Here is an 18,312-nt window from a genome sequence, read left to right as displayed (position 1 = left end):
GCGCATAGCGCGCCGCACAAACGGGGAACAACAGAGGAAAAAACTCAGGGCGCGAGAACCGCGCCCTAAGCATGAGACACTCAATCAGCGATTAAGCGTCTTTAGGACCGCGGCTGGCGCGCTTACGATCGTTTTCCGTCAGGTGACGCTTACGGATACGGATCGAGGTTGGCGTCACTTCTACCAGTTCGTCGTCATCGATGAACTCCAGAGCTTGCTCCAGGGTCATTTTGATGGCCGGAACCAGGGTAGTCGCTTCGTCAGTACCGGAAGCACGCATGTTGGTCAGCTTCTTACCGGTCAGGCAGTTTACGGTCAGGTCGTTGGAACGCGAGTGAATACCGATGATCTGGCCTTCATACACTTCCGCACCGTGGCCCAGGAACAGCTTGCCGCGATCCTGCAGGCCGAACAGCGCGAACGCGACCGCTTTGCCCTGGCCGTTGGAGATCAGCACGCCGTTCTGACGCTGGCCCACTTCGCCCGGACGCACGTCGTCGTAGTGGCTGAAGGTGGAGTACAGCAGACCGGTGCCCGAAGTCATGGTCATGAATTCGTTACGGAAGCCGATCAGACCGCGGCTTGGGATCACGTAGTCGAGACGCACGCGGCCCTTACCGTCCGGATCCATGTTTTTCAGGTCGGCTTTACGCTCGCCCATCGCCTGCATCACGGAACCCTGATGCTGCTCTTCGATATCCAGCGTCACGTTCTCGAATGGCTCCTGCTTGCGGCCATCGATTTCGCGGAAGATAACTTTCGGACGGGAAACCGCCAGCTCGAAACCTTCGCGACGCATGTTTTCGATCAGCACCGACAGGTGCAGCTCGCCACGGCCGGAAACGCGGAAGGCGTCCGCATCGTCGGTTTCTTCAACGCGCAGCGCTACGTTGTGCACCAGCTCTTTGTTCAGACGGTCAAGGATCTGACGCGACGTCACGTACTTGCCTTCTTTACCGCAGAACGGCGAGGTGTTGACGTTGAAGAACATGGTGACGGTCGGTTCGTCGACGGACAGCGCCGGCAGCGCTTCTACGGCGTTGGTGTCGCAGATGGTGTCGGAGATGTTCAGCTCGCCCAGGCCGGTGATGGCGATGATGTCGCCCGCTTCCGCCAGGGTGCTGTCGATACGCTCCAGACCCAGGTGGCCCAGCACTTTGCCCACTTTACCGTTGCGAGTTTTACCTTCGCTGTCGATGATGGTGACCTGCTGGTTCGGCTTCACTTTACCGCGCTTGATGCGGCCGATGCCGATAACACCCAGGTAGTTGTTGTAGTCCAACTGGGAGATCTGCATCTGGAATGGCGCTTCCAGCTCAACCTGCGGCGCAGACACGTGGTCGACGATCGCCTGATACAGCGGGGTCATGTCTTCCGCCATGTCGGTGTGGTCGACGCCGGCGATGCCGTTCAGCGCAGAAGCGTAGATGATCGGGAAGTCGAGCTGCTCGTCGGTCGCGTCGAGGTTCACGAACAGGTCGAACACCTGATCCACAACCCAGTCAGGGCGCGCGCCAGGACGGTCAACCTTGTTGATGACCACGATCGGCTTCAGACCGTTGGCGAAGGCCTTCTTGGTCACGAAGCGGGTTTGCGGCATAGGGCCATCCATTGCATCCACAACCAGCAGCACCGAGTCAACCATCGACATCACGCGCTCTACCTCGCCGCCGAAGTCGGCGTGTCCCGGGGTATCCACGATGTTGATACGGTAACCGTTCCAATTAATGGCGGTGTTTTTTGCGAGGATGGTAATCCCACGCTCTTTCTCCAAATCGTTGGAGTCCATTACGCGTTCGGTGGCTTCCGCACGCTCTCCGAAAGTACCGGATTGTTGCAGCAGCTTATCAACCAGGGTGGTTTTACCATGGTCAACGTGGGCAATAATGGCGATGTTACGCAAATTTTCGATCACAGCTTTGCCTCGGGCATTAGAAATAGCGCGCTATTGTACACGTATTAAGCGAGGGACTAAACAAGATCACAACCATCTCTTATAAACAACCGCGTACCGGTCAGTTTGTGATCCCTTTCACGGTGCAAAAAGCCGCAATCGCTGCACTTTTGCACCATTTCGGTGCCTGCGCCCACCCTTATTGCACCATAACAGTGCAATTTATCGTTGATGGTGCATACTGTGGCTGGGTAAAACCCGCGCAGAAAGGCGATGAACGCCTTTTTAAAAAGTTGGCACGCTTTTCGCTTTAGTCTTTTCAAGGCGAAAAAAAGCCAGTTCCACAGATTCGTTCCACGACGACGACAATGATAAACCGGGAGAGTTAAGTATGTCCGCTGAACACGTTTTGACGATGCTGAATGAGCATGAAGTGAAATTCGTAGACCTGCGTTTCACTGACACCAAGGGTAAGGAACAGCACGTGACTATCCCGGCTCACCAGGTAAACGCCGACTTCTTCGAAGAAGGCAAAATGTTTGACGGCTCCTCTATCGGTGGTTGGAAGGGCATCAACGAATCTGACATGGTGCTGATGCCGGACGCCAGCACGGCGGTTCTGGATCCGTTCTTCGAAGAACCTACCCTGATCATTCGCTGCGACATTCTCGAGCCGGGCACCATGCAAGGCTACGATCGCGACCCGCGCTCCATCTCCAAACGCGCCGAAGACTTCCTGCGCTCCTCCGGCATCGCGGATACCGTGCTGTTCGGGCCAGAGCCTGAGTTCTTCCTGTTCGACGACATCCGCTTCGGCAGCAGCATCCGCGGTTCCCACGTGGCCATCGACGACATCGAAGGCGCCTGGAACTCCGGCACAAAATACGACGGCGGCAACAAAGGCCACCGTCCGGCGGTGAAAGGCGGTTACTTCCCGGTTCCACCGGTCGACTCTTCGCAGGATCTGCGTTCCACCATGTGCTTGACCATGGAAGAGATGGGCCTGGTGGTTGAAGCGCACCACCACGAAGTGGCGACCGCCGGTCAGAACGAAGTGGCAACCCGCTTCAACACCATGACCAAGAAAGCCGACGAAATTCAGATCTACAAATACGTGGTGCACAACGTGGCGCACGCTTTCGGCAAAACCGCGACCTTCATGCCGAAGCCTATGTTCGGCGACAACGGTTCCGGCATGCACTGCCACATGTCGCTGTCCAAGAACGGCACCAACCTGTTCGCCGGCGACAAATACGGCGGCCTGTCTGAAACCGCGCTGTTCTACATCGGCGGCATCATCAAGCACGCCAAGGCGATCAACGCCCTGGCCAACCCGACCACCAACTCGTACAAACGTCTGGTGCCGGGTTACGAAGCGCCGGTGATGCTGGCTTACTCCGCCCGTAACCGCTCCGCGTCCATCCGCATCCCGGTGGTCGCCAGCCCGAAAGCGCGCCGCATCGAAGCCCGCTTCCCGGATCCGGCGGCTAACCCATACCTGTGCTTCGCCGCGCTGCTGATGGCCGGCCTGGACGGCATCATCAACAAGATCCACCCTGGCGACGCCATGGACAAAAACCTGTACGACCTGCCGCCGGAAGAAGAAGCCGAGATCCCAAAAGTGGCCGGCTCGCTGGACGAGGCGATGGCCGCACTGAACGAAGACCGCGAGTTCCTGACCCGCGGCGGCGTGTTCACCGACGATGCGATCGATGCCTACATCGAACTGCGCAAAGAAGAGATGGACCGCATTCGCATGACGCCACACCCGGTTGAGTTCGAACTGTACTACAGCGTCTAAGCCCTACCCGCGCCGTCTGCGCAGGCGGACGGCGCCCACATTTTTGTTATCGCTTTTTTGTTGCCGTGGAAACTTTCAGCCCATCTTCGGATGGGTTTTTTTCTCCACCGTATTTTCTGCAAAACTATTCCATACCGCGCCGATCCCGGATGGAGTAGGATAGATGCACTAAAAAGGTGCAGGAGTCTGCTGTATGGCAACTGGCAAGCTGCCCGATGCTGGGCAGATCCTCAATTCACTCATCAACAGCATCCTGCTGTTGGATGACTCTCTGGCGGTTCACTACGCTAATCCTGCGGCACAGCAATTGCTGGCGCAAAGCTCCCGCAAGCTGTTCGGCACGCCGCTGCCCGATTTGCTCGGTTATTTTTCGCTGAACGTCTCTTTGATGCGTGAAAGCCTGCGCGCCGGTCAGGGCTTCACCGACAACGAAGTGACCCTGGTGGTCGACGGCCGTGCGCATATCCTTTCCCTGACCGCTCAGGCGCTGCCGGAAGGCTATATTCTGGTCGAGCTGGCGCCGATGGACAATCAGCGCCGCCTGAGCCAGGAACAGCTGCAGCATGCCCAACAGGTGGCGGCCCGCGATCTGGTGCGCGGTTTGGCGCACGAGATTAAAAATCCGCTGGGCGGTCTGCGCGGCGCGGCGCAGCTGCTGGCCAAGGCGCTGCCCGATCCGGCGCTGACCGAATACACCAAGGTGATCATCGAGCAGGCCGATCGGCTGCGCAATCTGGTGGATCGCCTGCTCGGCCCGCAGCGGCCCGGCCAGCACATCACCCAGAGCATTCATCAGGTAGCGGAGCGCGTCTGCCAGCTGGTGTCGCTGGAAATGCCGGATAACGTCACGCTGGTGCGCGATTACGATCCGAGCCTGCCGGAAATGGCCCACGACCCGGATCAGATCGAGCAGGTGCTGCTGAACATTACCCGCAATGCGCTGCAGGCGCTGGGCGAAGCGGGCGGCACCATCACGCTGCGCACCCGCACCGCGTTTCAGATTACGCTGCACGGCACCCGCTACCGGCTGGCGGCGCGCATCGACGTCGAAGACGACGGCCCCGGCGTGCCGGCGCAGCTGCAGGACACGCTGTTCTACCCGATGGTCAGCGGCCGCGAGGGCGGCACCGGCCTGGGATTATCCATCGCCCGCAATCTTATCGATCAGCATTGCGGAAAAATTGAATTCAACAGTTGGCCAGGTCATACCGAATTCTCGGTCTACCTGCCCATTCGTCAGTGAGGTTTGCTATGCAACGAGGGATAGTCTGGATCGTCGATGACGATAGCTCCATCCGCTGGGTGCTTGAGCGCGCGCTCACCGGCGCGGGCCTGAGCTGCGCCACCTTCGAAGGCGGCAATGACGTGCTGGAAGCCTTGGCCACGCAAACCCCCGACGTGCTGCTGTCCGATATCCGCATGCCGGGCATAGACGGCCTGGCGCTGCTCAAGCAGATCAAACAGCGCCACCCGATGCTGCCGGTGATCATCATGACCGCGCATTCGGATTTGGACGCCGCCGTCAGCGCCTATCAGCAAGGGGCCTTCGACTACCTGCCGAAGCCGTTCGATATCGATGAAGCGGTGGCGCTGGTCGAGCGCGCCATCAGCCATTATCAGGAGCAGCAGCAGCCGGTGCGCAGCCAGCCGGCCAGCGATCCGGCGGCGGACATCATCGGCGAGGCGCCGGCGATGCAGGACGTGTTTCGCATCATCGGCCGGCTGTCGCGTTCGTCGATCAGCGTGTTGATCAACGGTGAATCCGGCACCGGCAAGGAGCTGGTGGCGCATGCGCTGCACCGCCACAGCCCGCGCGCCAAGTCGCCGTTCATCGCCCTGAACATGGCCGCCATCCCCAAGGATCTGATCGAGTCCGAGCTGTTCGGCCACGAGAAAGGCGCCTTCACCGGCGCGAACCAAATCCGTCAGGGCCGTTTTGAACAGGCCGACGGCGGCACGCTGTTCCTCGACGAGATCGGCGATATGCCGCTCGACGTGCAAACGCGCCTGCTGCGGGTGCTGGCGGACGGCCAGTTCTACCGGGTCGGCGGCTATGCGCCGGTGAAGGTCGACGTGCGCATCATCGCCGCCACGCACCAGAATCTGGAGCTGCGGGTGCAGGAAGGCAAGTTCCGCGAGGATCTGTTCCACCGCCTGAACGTGATCCGCGTACACCTGCCGCCGCTGCGCGAGCGCCGTGAAGACATCCCGCGACTGGCGCGCCACTTCCTGCAGATCGCCGCCAAAGAGTTAGGCGTCGAGGCCAAGAACCTGCACCCGGAAACCGAAACCGCGCTGACCCGCCTGCCCTGGCCGGGCAACGTGCGCCAGCTGGAGAACACCTGCCGCTGGCTGACGGTGATGGCCGCCGGGCAGGAAGTGCTGATCCAGGATCTGCCGGGTGAGCTGTTCGAAACCGCCGCGCCGGAAAGCCCCAGCCACAGTCTGCCGGACAGCTGGGCCACGCTGCTGGCGCAGTGGGCCGATCGCGCGCTGCGTTCCGGTCATCAAAACCTGCTGTCGGAAGCACAGCCGGAAATGGAGCGCACGCTGCTCACCACCGCGCTGCGCCACACCCAAGGGCACAAACAGGAAGCCGCGCGCCTGCTGGGCTGGGGGCGCAATACCCTGACCCGCAAGCTCAAAGAGCTGGGTATGGAATAGGAACGGGGATGGATGATGAAAAACGCCGTCCGGCGCACAAAAAAACGCCAACCGCAGGCTTTACAGCCGGTGCGGGCGCAGTATGATCGTGTCGCACACTCTGGAGGTTGACGATGCTGGACTCATTCATCGTATTCATTTCTCAGGGCGCGGAGCTGGGCTCCGCCGCCAGCCACACCCCGCAGGCGGCGGTTGCCGCGGTATTGTGCGCCGCGCTGATTAACTTCTTCAGTTAAAAAAACAGCCGCATCAGCGGCTGTTTTTTCATCCTCAGATCACCCGTGAGAACTGCTGGCTGCGCGCCTGTTGCCGCAGATAGCGATCGAAACACATGCAGATATTGCGGATCAGCAAGCGCCCGCGCGGCGTGACGCGAATGCCCTGCTCGTCGCGCTCCACCAGCTCATCGCGTTCAAACGGCGCCAGCAGCTGCAGGTCTTCGGCGAAGTAAGCGGTGAAATCGATGCCGTATTGCCGTTCGAGCGGCTGATACGCCAACCGGAAATTGCAGATCAGGGTTTTGATCAGATCGCGCCGCAGGCAATCGTCGTCCGTCAGCGCCAGCCCGCGCCACAGGGCGTTGCCCTGCGCCGGTACGCTCTCATAGTAACGCTTCAGCTCTTTCTGGTTCTGCGCATAGCTGTCGCCGAGCATGCTGATGGCCGACACGCCCAGCCCCAGCAGATCGCTGTCGCCCTGGGTAGTATAGCCCTGGAAATTGCGGTGCAGCTTGCCTTCGCGTTGGGCGATTGCCAGCTCGTCGTCCGGGCGCGCAAAGTGATCCATGCCGATGAACTGATAGCCGGCGCCGGTCAGGAAAGCGATGCTCTGTTGCAGGATATCCAGCTTCTGCTGGGCGCTGGGCAGATCGGCGTCTTTGATTTTGCGCTGGGCGGCGAATAAGTTCGGCATATGCGCGTAGTTGAACACGCTGAGGCGATCGGGATTCAGTTCAGCCACCCGCTGCAGCGTGAAAGCGAAGCTTTCCGGCGTCTGTTTCGGCAGGCCGTAGATCAGATCGATATTGGTCGAGCGGAAGCCCAGCGCTTTGGCCCGCTCAATCAGGGCGAAGATAAAGGCTTCGTCCTGCTCGCGGTTGACCAACTGCTGCACCTGTTTGTTGAAATCCTGCACCCCCATGCTCAGACGGTTAAAGCCTTCGGCGCGTAAATGATCGAGCACATCCAGCGCTATCTCGCGCGGATCGACCTCGATCGACATCTCCGCATCGGGCAGGAAATCAAAGTGTTCGCGCAGCAACGCCACCAGCCGGCTGATTTGCGTTTTATCCAGGTAGGTCGGCGTACCGCCGCCCCAGTGCATCTGGCCGACCTTACGGCCGGCGAACAGCGGCGCACGGCTGGCGATCTCTTGCGCCAAAACGTTCAGGTACTCGTCGGCCTTGTGGGTCTGGCGCGTCACCAGCTTGTTGCAGCCGCAGAAGTAACACAGCTTATGACAGAAAGGGATATGCACATACAGCGACAGCGGCCGCTCAGGGTAACGCGCAGCGGCGCGTTGAAACGCCGCTTCGTCGTAGCGCTGGTTAAACTCCAGCGCCGTGGGGTATGAAGTATAACGCGGCCCTGAGTAGTTATATTTTTGGATCAGGGCCAAATCCCAGACAATCGTCTGCTCTGACATGCTCACTCCTTCCGATATCTTTTTCTACCGGGCCTGGAGAGAGGCGGTTGTCTGCGCTGTCTGGCCACGGAAGCGCTGCGAAAACGCGCTTTGCGCTTAGACAGCCGCCATAGTTTACCGAATAACCACAGCAGATAACACATCAAGAGTAGGGCTATTGCCGGGATTAGCCACATAGCGCGTTAAAAAGCGTCTTTCGGGTTGCCGCCTTTCAGCAGCTTCAGAATATCTTCCTGCTTCTCTTCTTCTTCGTCGTCGTCTTCACCCAGTTCTATGCCCAACACGTCCATCAGCACATCGATGCGATCCAACGTTTTATCGACATAGGTCTGCTCTTCCGCGTTCAGCGTTTCGCCATCGTCGATGCGATCCAGCAGCGCGTTCAGGCGTTCGTCATTTTCCAGCTTCGCCAGCTCTTCTTCCGGCGACAGGCGCGGTTTCGCTTCGGCCTTTGGCTTCGGCTGCGGTTTGGCCTTCACTTTGGTTTCGTCGACCACCAGCGCTACCGGCACTTTACTGCCGATACGCGGATCTTTGGCTTCCGCCGCCGATTTGTTCTTCTGGCTGCCGGACTCGACCTGGGTGCGCGAACCGGAAGCGTGGCCGCGGCGCTTTTTCAGGCGTTTGCGCTCGCGCGCTTCCTGATCGAGCTCCATACGGCTTTTCTTTTTCGTTTTTGACTTCGCCGCGCTGCCGCGAGGTGCTTTTGATGGCTGGTTCATAGCGTGTGCTCTTAGGTATGTAGATTCAGTATAGAATTGCGGCGGAATCTAGCAGAAAGCGGACAAAGAAAAAAGGCGGCAGGTTAAACCTGCCGCCTATTTCGCACCTTCTTGCGAAGGGTATTCCTGTTACGCGCTCCTTGCGCACATGCAACATCCCGGTTTTTCCTTCTGCTATAACCGCATTCCCTGCCACTACGTCCTTCATCCTGAAAGAAAAATCGTCCATGGCGCAATCCATTCGCATCCGCTCTTCCCGAGCGAGCTTCCTGCCGGCATCCAAACTGCCAATACTTCACCATCCGATGTGCCTGCCGCCTGTTCCGGTGCGAAAGGGTCACTTCCTGTTGCGTTCATCCTGGCACTCATTGCACGCCCTGTGCATTCCCTGAGATTTGTCATCCTTCCCGGATGTTCCTTAATCCTGCGCAACCCTGCGTTAACGACTACTTTACGTTATTGTTGCCAAGGCTCAAGGCACCTGACGCCGATTTGGACGACATTTCCCTACAACGAAAAAACAACATATTGTTTTTAAAATAAAAACAGAAACATCACTTTCGAATAAAGCGACATTACCCGCGATTCGAATGGCAAATGTCTCACAACGTACGCGCGGCATAACCGTCGTTTTATCGCGTCCCGCCGCTTAAAAACCGAGAAACACGCCATTTTTACCGCTGATGCAGTTATAATCGCCAACCAGTTAGCCATCCTCACGGAGACGAAAAATTTTGACCAGCAAGAACTACAACTATCATGTGACCCATTTCGTCACCAGCGCACCCGATATTCGCCATCTGCCGGGGGATGCAGGAATTGAAGTCGCCTTTGCCGGCCGTTCCAACGCCGGGAAATCCAGCGCGCTGAATACGCTGACCAACCAAAAAAGCCTGGCGCGCACCAGTAAGACGCCGGGGCGCACCCAGCTGATCAACCTGTTCGAAGTGGAAGACGGCATCCGCCTGGTCGACCTACCGGGTTACGGCTACGCCGAAGTGCCGGAAGAGATGAAGCGCAAATGGCAGCGCGCGCTGGGCGAATACCTGCAGATGCGCAACAGCCTGAAAGGCCTGGTGGTGCTGATGGATATTCGCCATCCGCTGAAAGATCTCGACCAGCAGATGATCCAGTGGGCGGTCGACGTCGGCACGCCGGTGCTGGTGCTGCTGACCAAGGCCGACAAGCTGGCCTCCGGCGCACGCAAGGCGCAGCTCAATATGGTGCGTGAAGCGGTGCTGCCGTTTATGGGGGATATCCAGGTTGAAGCCTTCTCGTCGCTGAAGAAGATCGGCGTCGACAAGCTGCGCCAGAAGCTGGACACCTGGTTTAACGAGATCCCACCGGAAGTGCTGCCGGAAGACGAAGCCGGCGAATAAGCCCAGGCCGAACGCCAGAGCCGATGCCTCGCCGCATCGGCTTTTTTATACCCGCAGTTCAGCCGCAGGCGGGATTTTTTGTTATCTAATTACAGTTCTGAAATAAAGCCATCATAAAAACTTATCGCCAGGGCTGGCTTATCTCGCCGGATTACGCGAGTCGAAAGGAGGAAAGCAGGAACGAAAAGCGGTGCGGAGCGATAGGAAAAACGTATGGTTTGCTGCTGTTTTTACAATAAAAAACGCCCCAGTCAATACTGACTGGGGCGGCTAAATATTCAGCCAAATCCGATTACGTGAAGTAAAAGGTCTGAAAGATAGAACATCTTACCTCTGTACCCTACGCCTGTAACTCTACCTTATTTTTTCGCAGGGCAAAAGAATTTTTTGTAGTTTACTTACACAATTTGCGGCGCAAGAACGGCGAAGTTGGGGAAACTATCGCCGCATCTTGTAGCTTAATTACGAAAAGTGCTTAGGTTATCGCCAGTTAGCGCATCCGGCGATAACCCGGTAATCAGTGCGCCTCATCCCAGTTCATGCCGACGCCCACGTCGACCTTCAGCGGCACCGCCAGAGTCATGCTGCCTTCCATCAATTGACGGATGCGTTGGCTGGCTTCTTCGATCACCGACTCATGCACCTCAAATACCAATTCATCGTGCACCTGCATGATCGCCCGCACCAACGGCTTCTCCTGCCCTTGCAGCCAGGCGTCGACCTCGATCATCGCACGCTTGATGATATCGGCCGCGGTGCCCTGCATCGGGGCGTTGATGGCGGCGCGCTCGGCCGCCTTGCGGCGCAAGGCGTTGCTGGAGCGGACGTCCGGCAGGTACAGGCGGCGCCCGTCCAGCGTGCTGACATAGCCCTGTTCGGAAGCCTGTTGACGGGTGCGCTCCATGTAGTCCAGCACGCCCGGGTAACGCTCGAAGTACAGATCCATATAGCGCTGGGCTTCCCCACGCGGGATCCCCAACTGGCGCGCCAGGCCGAAGGCGCTCATGCCGTAAATCAGGCCAAAGTTAATCGCCTTGGCGCTGCGGCGCTGTTCGCCGGTCACTTTATCCAACGGCACACCGAAGACTTCCGACGCCGTGGCGCGGTGAATGTCTTTCCCTTCGGCGAAGGCCTTCAGCAGCCCTTCATCCTGTGACAGATGCGCCATGATGCGCAGCTCGATCTGCGAGTAGTCGGCCGCGACGATGCGGTAGCCTTCCGGCGCGATAAAGGCCTGGCGGATGCGCCGCCCTTCTTCGTTGCGCACCGGGATGTTCTGCAGGTTCGGATCGCTCGAGGAGAGACGGCCGGTCGCAGTCACCGCCTGATGGTACGAGGTGTGTACCCGGCCGCTGACCGGGTTGATCATCAGCGGCAGCTTGTCGGTATAGGTGGTCTTCAGCTTCGCCAGGCCGCGGTATTCCAGGATCACCTTCGGCAGCGGGTAATCCAGCGCCAGCTCGGCCAGCACTTCTTCGTTGGTGGACGGCGCACCGCCCGGAGTTTTCTTCAGCACCGGCAACTTTTGTTTCTCGTACAAGATAGCCTGCAGCTGCTTGGTCGACGCCAGGTTGAACGGCTCTTCCGCCAGCTCGTGGGCCTGCGCCTCCAGCTCAGCCAGACGCTTGGCCAGCTCCTGGGAGTGGGCCGACAAAATGGCCGGATCGATCAGCACCCCGGTGCGTTCGATATGCGACAGCACCGGCAGCAGCGGCATTTCAATCTCGTTGAACACCGTCAGCAGCTCTGAGCTCTGTTTCAACTGCGGCCACATCGCCAGGTGCAACTGCAGCGTGACATCGGCGTCTTCGGCGGCGTAAGGCGCCGCCTGCTCCAGCGCGATCTGATTGAACGTCAGCTGGTTTTTGCCCTTGCCGGCGATCTCTTCGAAGGTGATGGTTTTATGGCTCAGATAACGATCGGCCAGGCTGTCCATATCGTGACGGCCGCCGACGCTGTCCAGCACATAGGACTCCAGCATGGTGTCGTAGGCGATGCCGCGCATCTCAATGCCGTAGCGCGCCAGCAGGCTCATGTCGAACTTCAGGTTTTGCCCGACCTTCAGCGCCTTATCGTCCTCCAGCAGCGGCTTGAGCGCTTCCAGCACGTAGGCGCGGTCCAGCTGTGGCGGTGCGTCCAGATAATCGTGCGCCACCGGCAAATAAGCCGCCTCGCCCGGCGCGATCGCGAAGGACAGACCGATCAGGTTGGCGGTCAGGGTATCCAGACCATCGGTTTCGGTATCGAAGGCAAACACATCGGCCTTTTTCAGCCGCGCCAGCCAGTCGGTAAAGGCCGCTTCATCCAGAATGGTGACATAACCGTCCTGGGACAGCTTGGCCTCCGCCAGCGCCTTCGGCGCTTCCGCGGTGGCGGCGGCCGGTTTGGCACCGCCGGCAGCTTTCGCTCCCGCGCCTTTCTTGTTTTCCAACCATACGCCGGCTTCCACGTCCGCCAGCCAGCGTTTGAATTCGTACTGTTTGAACAGCTGCTGCAGCGTATCGACATCCGGTGCAGAAACCGTCAGATCCGCGCAGGTCAGATCCAGCTCAACGTCGGTTTTGATCGTCGCCAGCTTATAGGAGAGGTACGCGACCTCTTTGTTCTGCTCCAGCTTGGCCGCCATGGTTTTGGCGCCGCGGAAGCTCAGCGTGGCGATATTCTCCAGATTGCCGTACAGCGCATCCAGCCCGCCGATACCCTGCAGCAACGCCTGAGCGGTTTTCTCACCCACGCCCGGCACGCCGGGAATGTTGTCCGATGAATCGCCCATCAGCGCCAGGAAGTCGATGATCAGCTCCGGCGGAATACCGTACTTGTCGCACACTTCCTGCGGGCCGAGGATGGTGTTGTTCATGGTGTTGATCAGGGTGACGTTCGGCGTCACCAGCTGTGCCATGTCTTTGTCGCCGGTGCTGATCAGCACCGCGTGGCCGGCCTTTTCGGCCTCCAGCGCCAGCGTACCGATGACGTCGTCCGCCTCAACGCCGGGCGTCACCAGCAGCGGCAGGCCCATCGCCTTGACCATGTTGTGCAGCGGCTCGATCTGCGCACGCAGATCGTCCGGCATCGGCGGCCGGTGCGATTTGTATTCGGCGAAGAGATCATCGCGGAAGGTCTTCCCTTTGGCATCAAACACCACGGCAACGTGGCTCGGTTGATACTGCAGCAGCAGGCTGCGCAGCATATTCAGCACGCCGTACATCGCGCCGGTCGGCTCGCCCGCCGAGTTGGTCAGCGGCGGGAAGGCGTGATAAGCGCGGTAGAGGTAGGAGGAACCGTCAACCAGGATTAGTGGGTTTTCTGCAATCTGGGCCATAGCGTTTCTTTATCGTGATCGGACATAGGGGTAAGCATGCCATAGCTGGCCGCCGGAGACGAACCTTAGCGTGCATTGCGGACGAAAATGATGAGATTGTGCGCGAGGATCCGCAAGATCTTACCTGTGGATAACTTTGTGCATAGAAAAGAGACCGAATTATAACGTTGTGATTATCGTTATAACGGCGAATAAAATTCCTATTTAAATCACCGCGTTAAAAGAACGAATTCCGGCGACGCTTTATTACTGGCTTTTATTGGATTTGTGGATATAACTTTCGCCGGATTTTAATCGCACTATTAATCAAATTCGGCGCCTCAATTACCTTAGCACAAGCTGGACAAGTTGCACAAAAACTCGGCAAATGGTTATCCGGCGAGGCCAAAAACAGTGATTTTTAGCGGCGCTTTACCCCGACATTCTCTGTTAAAATAGGCTTTTGTTCATGCGCTTCGGCATGCAACGATGTTCCCAACAACCGTCAGCCCATAACCATGCCAAGATTGTTAACGCCTGTTATCTTTATCATTTCCGTCATACTCACCATTCTGGTGACGGTGTTGTGTTCTATCCCCATCACGCTGGCCGGCATCGTGAAACTCCTGGTGCCCATTCCCGCCGTCTGGCGATATATCTCTGCTTTCGCCGATTTCATGATGTGGTGTTGGTGTCAGGGGCTGGCGCTGTTATTGCGCATTAACGGGCAATTGCGTTGGGATATTGAAGGGCTGGAAGGGCTGGATCGCAAAAACTGGTATCTGCTGATCAGCAACCACGAAAGCTGGTCAGACATTGTCGTGTTGTGCGTGCTGTTCAGAAATCATATTCCAATGAATAAGTATTTCCTCAAGCAACAGCTCGCCTGGGTGCCTTTTGTCGGCCTGGCCTGCTGGGCGCTGGATATGCCATTCATGAAGCGTTACTCCCGCGCCTATTTGCATAAGCATCCGGAGAAGCGCGGCAAGGATATCGAAACCACGCGCCGTTCCTGCGAAAAATTCCGTCAACGTCCAACCACCATCGTCAATTTCGTCGAAGGTTCGCGCTTCACCGAAGCCAAGAAAATTAAAAGCAATTCGCCGTATCGCAATTTGCTGGCGCCCAAAGCCGCCGGCATCGCGTTTACCCTTAGCGCGCTGGGCAATCAGTTCGACAAAGTGTTGAACGTCACTCTGCTCTATCCGGAAAATAACCAACGGCCTTTTCTGGATATGCTGTGCGGTCGTTTGACGCGCATCGTGGTAAGAATAGAGACGCTACCGATCGATGAAACCCTGCACGGGGACTATTTCAACGACAAGCAGTTCAAGCGGCGTTTCCAACTGTGGCTGAATACGCTGTGGCAGGAAAAAGACCGGCTGCTGGATAAATTGAAGCGGCAATACGGATAAAAAAACGCCGGCAACGAACGCCGGCGTTTTTCATGTTGAATCTGGCTTATTTCTGCTGGCTGAGGAATTTAACCACGTCGGCGAACTGCTTCACGTAAGCGTCCATCGAGCTGGTGTCCAGGCCATCGTTTTTAACCATGTATTTGCCGTTCACGAATACCGCCGGCACACCGCGCAGTTGCAGATCTTCCGCGGCTTTCTCCTGTTGAACCACCAGAGATTTCACCACGAAGCTGTTCCATGCCGCGTCATAATCTGCGGCGGTCACGCCCGCTTTCACGAAGACGTTACGGATATCGTCCGGCGTTTGCACGGTCTGGGTTTTCTGCACCGCTTCAAACATCAACGGGCTTACCTTGTCTTCCACGCCCAGCGCCATCGCCACCGCCCATGCCTGAGTCAGCTGTTTGCCCAGCGGCCCCAGGAACTCAACGTGGTACTTGGTCATTTTGGTGCCGGCAGGCAGCGCCTTCTTCACATTCTCGGACACGTGATAGACCTGCTCGAACTGGTAGCAGTGCGGGCAGTAGAAGGAGAAGAACTCCAGCACCTGAGGCTCACCGGTCACCGGCTTGTCCAGGGTCACGTACTGAGCGCCATCGCTAAACTGTGCCGCCGAGGCACTGAAGGCCATCACCATGCCAACGAGCGCCAACCATATTTTTTTCATAAGACTAAACTCTCCATTGTGTTAAAGCTTCAATACATTGGCGTCAGCTGCAGAGGGGGCTCCTGCAACAGCTTAACCTGTTCGGTGAAGGCCGCAGTCTGAGACAACCAGAAATCAGACTCCGCCATCCACGGAAAACTCTTAGGGAAGGCCGGATCCTGCCAACGGCGGGCGACCCAGGCCAGGTAATACACCATGCGCATTGCCCGCAGCGGCTCAATCAACGCCAGCTCGCGTTGGTCGAACTCGGCAAATTCGCCGTACGCTTCCAGCAAGACGTCCAGCTGCATCAATTGATCGCGCCGCTCACCGTGCAGCAGCATCCACAAATCCTGCACCGCCGGGCCGTTACGCGCGTCATCAAGATCGACGAACAGCGGGCCGTCGCGCCACAGAATATTGCCCGGATGGCAATCACCGTGCAAACGGCGCGGCTGCCAGTCCAGATGCCAGTGCGCCTTGATCGCCGCAATCAGGTTGTCCGTTGCCAGCAGGAACGCGTCACGCTGTGCTGCCGGCAACAGCCCGCAATCGGCCAACACCTGACGCGGGGCGGTGAGATACTCTTCAACCCCCATCGTCGGCCGTTCGGCGAACAAACGCTCGCCGCCGACCTGATGGATACGGCCCAGGAAACGACCCACCCATTCCAACTGATCCAGGTTGTCTATCTCATATTGGCGCCCGCCCACGCTGGGAAACAGGGTAAAGAAGAATCCACCGTGCGTATGCAGCGTAGCGCCTTGCAGCGCCAGCGGCGCCACCGCAGGAATTTCCGCGCTGGCCAGATCCAGAGCGAACTGATGTTCCTCACCGATTTGTGCGGCGCTCCAGCGCTCCGGGCGGTAAAACTTCACCACGTAGCGCCGGCGATCTTCGTCCATAAACTGATAGACGCGGTTCTCATAGCTGTTCAGCGCCGTCAGACCGGAATCGACGCGCAGGCCAACCCCTTCTAGCGCGTCCATAATCAAATCGGGCGACAGGGTGTCGAAATTAAAAGCAGAGTTATTCATAACGTTCGTTTGATCGCTGACAGCACGGTGCCGGGAATGAGAAATAGTAGCATTAATGGCGCCTTTCACGAGCTATGCTTTCTCGCACCGCGCGAGGATCAGTCCTTGATAACGCCGCGAGCGCGCAACAGCGCCGTTTTAAAATCTTCTTCGTAATCTTTCTTCAGGCCCGGGATCTGATCCGTGCCGGCGCTGCCGCGCATTTTCAGATGGTAAATAAGAATGTCGTCGCTCAGTTCGGACAACTCGCCCTGGAAGCCCGCTTCCTGCGCCAGCTTTTGCAAAAACTGCATCAAATTGAGATCGGGATCTTCCTGCCAGGCCGGGTGCAACAGCTCGATCAACTCGTTTACGCGATGCGTTTTCATCTCAATATCGTCCAATAGCATGAATAAACTCACAAAGTAACAGGCTTACCCACGCAGTGAAAGAACCGGCTTGTCAATAAAGGTAAATCCTGATGTCGCGCCGGCTTTAGCGCTACAATCAGCGCATCGACAAGGCGGGATAAACGAGATGCATAAAGAAATCAGCGGCGTCATTTTGGCCGGCGGACGGGCCACGCGTATGGGCGGTGAAGACAAAGGCCTGGTGTCGATTGCCGGTATCGCACTCTATCAACACGTATTGGCTCGGTTACGGCCGCAAGTGGCTTCTGTCGCCATCAGCGCCAATCGCAATCAGGCACGTTACCAGGCGAGCGGTTTGCCGGTGATTGGCGATCTGACGCCCGATTTCGCCGGGCCGTTGGCCGGGATGCTCGCCGGGCTCAAACAGGCCCCCAGCGAGTGGGTGGCCTTCGTCCCTTGTGACGTCCCCGACTTTCCCGCCGACTTAGTCGCGCAGTTATGGCGGCAAAAAGGCGCGGCGCCAGCAGCCTTTGCCAGCGATGGTGAACGAGATCACCCTACGCTGGCATTATTGCATACCCAAATAGCGCCGCAGCTGGCCGACTATCTGGCGCGCGGTGAACGCAAGCTGATGCTGTTCTTGCATCAGATTAACGCACAACGCGTGGTGTTCAGCGGGCAGCAAACGGCATTTCATAACCTGAATACGCCGGAAGACTGCCTGCACTGGCAGCAAGCACGAGAGCTAAAAACATGAATCGTTCATTGCCCCCTTTGCTGGCCATCGGCGCCTACAGCGGGACGGGGAAAACCACCCTGCTCAAGCAATTGATCCCAATGCTGAAACAGCGCCAGGTGCGGGTTGGGCTGATAAAGCATACGCATCACGACATGGATGTGGATACGCCGGGTAAAGACAGCTATGAGCTGCGCAAAGCGGGTGCCGACCAAACGCTGGTCGCCAGCGATCGCCGTTGGGCATTGATGACCGAAACGCCGGAGCAACAACCTTTGGATCTACGCTACCTGGCAGGGCGTTTTGACGCCGATAAGGTCGATTTGATTCTGGTGGAAGGGTTCAAACATGAGCCGGTCAGCAAGATCCTGCTATATAGGGCCGAGATCGGCAGACCGCTGGAAGACATGCAGGATCAGTTTGTCGTGGCGGTAGCCAGCGACCGGCCGCTATCCATCGCGGCTAAGCAGTTGGATCTCAATCAACCGGAAAGCATCGCCGACTTTATTGTCGAGTGGTTGAAAGGCGCAGCGTAGCTGCGCTTTTTTTCGTTTTACGCATAGCAAAAAGCCCTGAACGTCAGTTCAGGGCTTTCGGCTTAATTTGATGCCTGGCAGTGTCCTACTCTCGCATGGGGAGACCCCACACTACCATCGGCGCTACGGCGTTTCACTTCTGAGTTCGGCATGGGGTCAGGTGGGACCACCGCGCTATTGCCGCCAG

16 protein-coding genes and 1 rRNA gene are annotated in these 18,312 nt (G+C 57.9%); 8 read left to right on the top strand and 9 right to left on the bottom strand.

Going from position 1 to position 18,312, the window contains the following annotated elements; all coding sequences use genetic code 11:
- Nucleotides 1-91: 91 nt before the first annotated feature.
- Nucleotides 92-1,915 (bottom strand): ribosome-dependent GTPase TypA, encoded by a 1,824-nt coding sequence (gene typA, locus ABTW55_RS12760; RefSeq protein WP_004931243.1) that lies wholly within the window; start codon nt 1,913-1,915, stop codon nt 92-94.
- A gap of 370 nt (nt 1,916-2,285) precedes the next feature.
- Between typA and glnA the strand changes: the two genes are divergently transcribed.
- From glnA to ABTW55_RS12740, 4 genes are all read left to right on the top strand, one after another.
- Nucleotides 2,286-3,695 carry a glutamate--ammonia ligase gene (gene glnA / locus ABTW55_RS12755; RefSeq protein WP_004931244.1) on the top strand — a complete coding sequence of 470 codons (1,410 nt, stop codon included), beginning with the start codon at nt 2,286-2,288 and terminating at the stop codon, nt 3,693-3,695.
- A 193-nt stretch (nt 3,696-3,888) separates the two neighbouring features.
- Entirely contained in the window at nt 3,889-4,938 is a 1,050-nt protein-coding gene (gene glnL, locus ABTW55_RS12750) for a nitrogen regulation protein NR(II) (RefSeq protein ID WP_004931246.1), read from the top strand.
- 8 nt (nt 4,939-4,946) lie between these two features.
- Entirely contained in the window at nt 4,947-6,359 is a 1,413-nt protein-coding gene (glnG, locus tag ABTW55_RS12745; RefSeq protein ID WP_015379452.1) for a nitrogen regulation protein NR(I), read from the top strand.
- A 113-nt stretch (nt 6,360-6,472) separates the two neighbouring features.
- Entirely contained in the window at nt 6,473-6,595 is a 123-nt protein-coding gene (locus ABTW55_RS12740) for a YshB family small membrane protein (RefSeq protein ID WP_015379453.1), read from the top strand.
- 34 nt (nt 6,596-6,629) lie between these two features.
- Here the strand turns inward: ABTW55_RS12740 and hemN are convergent, their stop codons facing one another.
- The 3 genes from hemN to ABTW55_RS12725 form a co-directional block, all read right to left on the bottom strand.
- Nucleotides 6,630-8,003 (bottom strand): oxygen-independent coproporphyrinogen III oxidase, encoded by a 1,374-nt coding sequence (hemN, locus tag ABTW55_RS12735; protein WP_060423702.1) that lies wholly within the window; start codon nt 8,001-8,003, stop codon nt 6,630-6,632.
- Between the two features lie 182 nt (nt 8,004-8,185).
- A complete protein-coding gene (gene yihI, locus ABTW55_RS12730; RefSeq protein WP_071883854.1) occupies nt 8,186-8,725 on the bottom strand; it encodes a Der GTPase-activating protein YihI in 540 nt (179 codons plus the stop codon).
- A gap of 25 nt (nt 8,726-8,750) precedes the next feature.
- Nucleotides 8,751-8,954 carry a hypothetical protein gene (locus tag ABTW55_RS12725; RefSeq protein ID WP_223182053.1) on the bottom strand — a complete coding sequence of 68 codons (204 nt, stop codon included), beginning with the start codon at nt 8,952-8,954 and terminating at the stop codon, nt 8,751-8,753.
- 505 nt (nt 8,955-9,459) lie between these two features.
- On the opposite strand from ABTW55_RS12725, the gene yihA reads away from it, so the two are divergent.
- On the top strand, nt 9,460-10,104 hold the full coding sequence (gene yihA / locus ABTW55_RS12720) for a ribosome biogenesis GTP-binding protein YihA/YsxC (RefSeq protein WP_019452177.1): 645 nt from the start codon (nt 9,460-9,462) through the stop codon (nt 10,102-10,104).
- A 517-nt stretch (nt 10,105-10,621) separates the two neighbouring features.
- On the opposite strand, the gene polA is transcribed toward yihA, so the two are convergent.
- Nucleotides 10,622-13,423, bottom strand: a complete 2,802-nt coding sequence (gene polA, locus ABTW55_RS12715; RefSeq protein WP_060425400.1) for a DNA polymerase I — start codon at nt 13,421-13,423, stop codon at nt 10,622-10,624.
- Nucleotides 13,424-13,920: 497 nt separating this feature from the next.
- On the opposite strand from polA, the gene ABTW55_RS12710 reads away from it, so the two are divergent.
- Entirely contained in the window at nt 13,921-14,817 is an 897-nt protein-coding gene (locus tag ABTW55_RS12710; RefSeq protein ID WP_060423697.1) for an acyltransferase, read from the top strand.
- Between the two features lie 46 nt (nt 14,818-14,863).
- Here the strand turns inward: ABTW55_RS12710 and dsbA are convergent, their stop codons facing one another.
- From dsbA to ABTW55_RS12695, 3 genes are all read right to left on the bottom strand, one after another.
- Nucleotides 14,864-15,487 carry a thiol:disulfide interchange protein DsbA gene (dsbA, locus tag ABTW55_RS12705; protein WP_004931264.1) on the bottom strand — a complete coding sequence of 208 codons (624 nt, stop codon included), beginning with the start codon at nt 15,485-15,487 and terminating at the stop codon, nt 14,864-14,866.
- A gap of 29 nt (nt 15,488-15,516) precedes the next feature.
- Nucleotides 15,517-16,503: a serine/threonine protein kinase gene (locus ABTW55_RS12700; protein WP_047569988.1), complete on the bottom strand. Its 987-nt coding sequence runs from the start codon at nt 16,501-16,503 to the stop codon at nt 15,517-15,519.
- 98 nt (nt 16,504-16,601) lie between these two features.
- Nucleotides 16,602-16,871, bottom strand: a complete 270-nt coding sequence (locus ABTW55_RS12695; RefSeq protein ID WP_033638631.1) for a YihD family protein — start codon at nt 16,869-16,871, stop codon at nt 16,602-16,604.
- 148 nt (nt 16,872-17,019) lie between these two features.
- Here ABTW55_RS12695 and mobA point away from each other — a divergent pair, with 148 nt between their 5' ends.
- Both mobA and mobB read left to right on the top strand, forming a co-directional pair.
- A complete protein-coding gene (gene mobA, locus ABTW55_RS12690) occupies nt 17,020-17,610 on the top strand; it encodes a molybdenum cofactor guanylyltransferase MobA (protein WP_033636501.1) in 591 nt (196 codons plus the stop codon).
- A complete protein-coding gene (gene mobB / locus ABTW55_RS12685; RefSeq protein WP_060423693.1) occupies nt 17,607-18,125 on the top strand; it encodes a molybdopterin-guanine dinucleotide biosynthesis protein MobB in 519 nt (172 codons plus the stop codon). Before mobA ends, mobB begins: the two co-directional genes overlap by 4 nt.
- 72 nt (nt 18,126-18,197) lie before the next feature.
- On the opposite strand, the gene rrf is transcribed toward mobB, so the two are convergent.
- Nucleotides 18,198-18,312 (bottom strand): 5S ribosomal RNA (gene rrf / locus ABTW55_RS12680).

The organism is Serratia sp. SM04 (assembly GCF_040280225.1).
GTDB classification, from domain to species: Bacteria; Pseudomonadota; Gammaproteobacteria; order Enterobacterales; family Enterobacteriaceae; genus Serratia; species Serratia sarumanii.
Note: the sequence above shows the minus strand (reverse complement) of the source record. Positions and strands in the feature narration are given on the sequence as shown.